Source organism: Methylobacterium sp. WL7 (assembly GCF_008040085.1).
GTDB classification, from domain to species: Bacteria; Pseudomonadota; Alphaproteobacteria; order Rhizobiales; family Beijerinckiaceae; genus Methylobacterium; species Methylobacterium mesophilicum.
Window position 1 is genome coordinate 1 of sequence record NZ_VRVG01000237.1, and the last position, 3,881, is coordinate 3,881.

General features: G+C 70.5%; 2 protein-coding genes and 1 pseudogene. 2 read left to right on the plus strand and 1 reads right to left on the minus strand.

The genetic code is table 11. The features are described from left to right. Together FV233_RS28545 and FV233_RS28550 are read left to right on the plus strand one after the other, a co-directional pair. A pseudogene (locus FV233_RS28545) lies at window positions 1-190 on the plus strand (efflux RND transporter periplasmic adaptor subunit); the annotation flags it as partial. A gap of 178 nt (window positions 191-368) precedes the next feature. Continuing rightward, window positions 369-2,798 (plus strand): membrane-bound PQQ-dependent dehydrogenase, glucose/quinate/shikimate family, encoded by a 2,430-nt coding sequence (locus FV233_RS28550; RefSeq protein ID WP_147899537.1) that lies wholly within the window; start codon window positions 369-371, stop codon window positions 2,796-2,798. Between the two features lie 87 nt (window positions 2,799-2,885). On the opposite strand, the gene FV233_RS28555 is transcribed toward FV233_RS28550, so the two are convergent. Continuing rightward, the gene (locus tag FV233_RS28555; RefSeq protein WP_147899538.1) at window positions 2,886-3,833 is read right to left on the minus strand and encodes a dihydrodipicolinate synthase family protein; all 948 of its coding nucleotides are present in this window, start codon (window positions 3,831-3,833) and stop codon (window positions 2,886-2,888) included. Between the last annotated feature and the right edge of the window lie 48 nt (window positions 3,834-3,881).

The following is a 3,881-nucleotide window of genomic DNA, read 5'->3' on the forward strand; positions in this document are numbered from 1 at the left end:
GGTGGGGGCCGGCGCGGAGGGCGGTCATGTGGTGCGGATGCGCCCGGTGACGATCTTCCGCCAGACCGGGACGATGCTGGAGCTGCGCACCGGCCTGACCGGCGGCGAGCGGGTCGTGGTCGGGCCGCCGGCGTCGCTGCGCGACGGCGACCCGGTCGCCCTGCGGCCGGAGGGCAAGGCCGGGACGTGAAGACTTCGACGTGAAGGCCGGGACGTGAGGGCCGGCCCCGGCCCGTCGCTCCGCACAGCCTGAGACCAGCTACAGCGAAGATAAGCCGCGCGACTCGGGGGCTCCGCGCGCGTATTCCGCCCGGAAATCTCGGGGATCCATCATCAACACCCGGATCACGAGAGCGGATTCCATCGTCATGGCAGTAAAAATCCTAGGTCTTCTGACTGCAATACTAGGATTATCTCTGATCGGTTTCGGATACAAGCTTGCGGCGGTCGGCGGGTCGCCGTTCTACGGGGTGGTCGGCCTCGGCCTGCTCGCCGCCGGGATCCAGCTCGCCCGGCGCCGCCAGGGCGGCTTCTGGCTCTACGCGCTCACCCTGGCGGGGGCCTTCGCCTGGACGATCCAAGAGGTCGGGTTCGACAAGTGGCAATGGATCCCGCGCGGCGCGCTGATCCTGTTCCTCGGCCTGCTGCTGTCCCTGCCGTTCGTGCCCGGCGGCCTGCGGAACGCGCCGACAAGCCCCTGGGCGCCGGGCCTGGGCAACGGGCCGCTGGCGTTGCGCGCCGTCGTGGCGCTCCTCGTCGCCGCGAGCGGCGCGGCGTGGTTCGTCGATCCGGTGGACACGAAGGGCAGCCTGCCGAAGGTCGCCCAGGCCGGGAACGCCGCGGTCGATCCGAGCGGCGTCGCCTATCCGGCCGACGACTGGGTCGCCTACGGCGGCACCAATCTCGGCCAGCGCTACTCGGCGCTGAAGGACATCGACACCGGCAACGTCCGCGGCCTCAAGGTCGCCTGGGAGCACCATACCGGCGACCTGCGCGAGGGCGACGCCAAGGATTCGAAGGAATACACTTTCGAGGCGACGCCGATCAAAGTGAACGGGCTGCTGTATTTCTGCACCCCGCACAGCATCGTCCGGGCCCTGGAGCCGGAGACCGGCCGCGTGGTCTGGTCCTTCGATCCCAGGATGCTGCGGGACGCCCAGTACCAGCACCAGACCTGCCGCGGCGTGTCCTACAACGACTCGACCGGCTTCGTGGCGCCGGCCGAGGCCGACCCCGCAGCCGTCCAGGCCGCCCAGGCCGCCATCGCCGAATGCCCGCGCCGGATCATCGCGACCTCGGTGGACGCCAAGCTCTACGCCCTGAACGCCGACACCGGCGCGCCCTGCAAGAGTTTCGGCACCGACGGCGCGGTGGACCTGAAGGCGCAGATGCCGGGCCTGCAGCGGGCCACCTACCAGGAGACCTCGGCGCCGCTGGTGACCCGGGACCTGGTGATCCTCGGCAGCGCCATCGCCGACAACTACTACGAGACCAACCCGTCGGGGGCGATCCGCGCCTACGACGTGCGCACCGGCGCGATCGTGTGGAAGTTCGACGCCGGCAAGCCCGACGACACCGCGCCGCTCAAGGCCGGCGAACTCTACGAGCCGAACTCTGCGGTGGCCTGGACCCAGCTCGCGGCGGACGAGGGCCTGGGCCAGGTCTACGTGCCGTTCGGCAACCGGTCCCCCGACCAGGTCGGCGTGTCCCGCTCCAAGGACGACGAGGCCTTCATCGACGCCCTGGCGGCCCTCGACCTGAAGACCGGCCGGCTGATCTGGAAATTCCAGACCGCGGCGCACGACCTGTGGGACCGGGACAACCCGTCCCAGCCGGTGCTGCTGACCCTGCCGCACAAGGGGGCCGCGGTGCCGGCGATCCTGATCCCGACCAAGATCGGCAACGTCTGGGTGCTGGACCGCCGCACCGGCGCGCCGTTCGCCCCGGTGGAGCAGGTCAAGGTCTCCACCGAGACCGACATCCCGGGCGAGACGCTTGCGGCGACCCAGCCGATGTCGGCGCTGCGCTTCACCCCGGCGCCGCTGACCGAGGCCGCCATGTGGGGCACGACGCCGTTCGACCAGATCCAGTGCCGCATCGCGTTCCGGTCGAACCGCTACGACGGCAACCCGTTCACGCCGCCCCAGGCCTCGGGCGGCTCGATCGTGTGGCCGGGCAATATCGGGGTGTTCAACTGGGGCTCCGTGGCCGTCGATCCGGTCAACCACTGGATGATCGCGACGCCGCAATACCTGCCCTACATCTACCAGCTGCATCGGCGTCCGGAGGCCGAGCCGAACAAGCGCCTGTTCTCCACCGATCCGGATTCGAAGCCCGGCAACGAGAATCTCGGCGGCCCCTACGCGGTGTCGATCGCCCACATGCGCTCGGCGCTCGGCGTGCCCTGCAACGCGCCGCCCTGGGGCATGCGGGTCGGGGTGAACCTCGCGGACGGCACCACCGTGTGGAAACACCGCAACGGCACCGTGGCCGGCCAGAAGGTCGCCGGCGTGACCTTCCCGATCCCGTTCGAGATGGGCATGCTGGCCCATGGCGGCACCCTGACCACGGCCGGCGGGGTCGCCTTCGCGGGGGCCGCCCTGGACGACCTGATCCGCGGCTACGACATGCAGACCGGCGAGACCCTCTGGTCCATGACGCTGCCCGCGGGCGGCCAGGCGACGCCGATGACCTACCGGGGCAAGGACGGCAAGCAATACGTGGTGATCGCCGCCGGCGGCCACGGCTCGCTCGGCACCACGCCGGGCGACTCGGTCATCGCCTACCGGCTCGACTGAGCGGAGATTCCAAAGGGCTCAGCCCTTTGGCGGGGTATCGGGGCGGAGCCCCGATGAAGCAGGGCGCTGCCCTGCACCCGCACAAGGTCACAGACCTTGTGAATCCAGGAGTTTCGCTCGCGCATCCGTGCGGGCGAGGCGGGCCAGCAGGTACTCGATTTCGGCCTTGGCCCGCGGGGTGAGCGCCTGGGACGGCTTGCGCTGGGCGTCGGACGAGAAAATCCCCCGGCGCTGGAACACGTATTTGCGCACCGCGAGCCCCAGCGGGCCCTGCTGCTGCTCGTAGCGCAGGTAGGGCAGGTGGGCGTCGAACAGGTCGTGGGCGGCGTCGCGCTCCCCCGCCCGGCCGAGGCGGACCACGTCGACCAGCATCTCCGGGAAGGCGTAGCCGGTGTTGGCCCCGTCGGCGCCGCGCTCGGTCTCGAAGTCCAGGAACAGGCCGCCATTGCCGACCAGGATCGCGATGTGGCGCATCGAGCCGTCCGCCTCGAAGCCCCGCAGCGTCGAGATCTTCTCCAGCCCCGGCCAGTCCTCGTGCTTGAGCATCACGCAGGAGGGATTCTCGGACACGATCCGGCGGATCACTGCCGGCGTCATCTGGACCGAGAAGGTGAGGGGATAGTCCTGGAGCACGAAGGGCACGTCCGGCCCGATCGCCTCGGCGGCGTTGCGGTAATAGCCGACCACCTGGTCGTCGGTGCGCAGGGTGTTGGGCGGCGCGATCATCACGCCGGCCGCGCCCATCGCCATCACCTCGCGGGCGAGCGCCCGCATGGCCGCGAAGCCCGGCGCCGTGACGCCGACGATCACCGGCAGCCGGGTGCGCCCGAGGACCTGCTTCGCGACGGCGAGCCCTTCTTCATGGTCGAGCTTGCCGGCCTCGCCGAGCTGGCCGAGGATCGTCAAGCCATCGACCCCCGAAGCCCCGAAAAAATCCGTCATCCGGTCGAGGGAGACCGCGTCGATCCGGCCGTCCGGGTGGAACGGCGTCGGGGCGATCGGCACGACGCCGCGGAGATCGCTGGTGAGGGGCATGCCGGTCCTGTCCTCCGTCGCGCGGCAAGGGGGCAGCCGAGGGGGCGG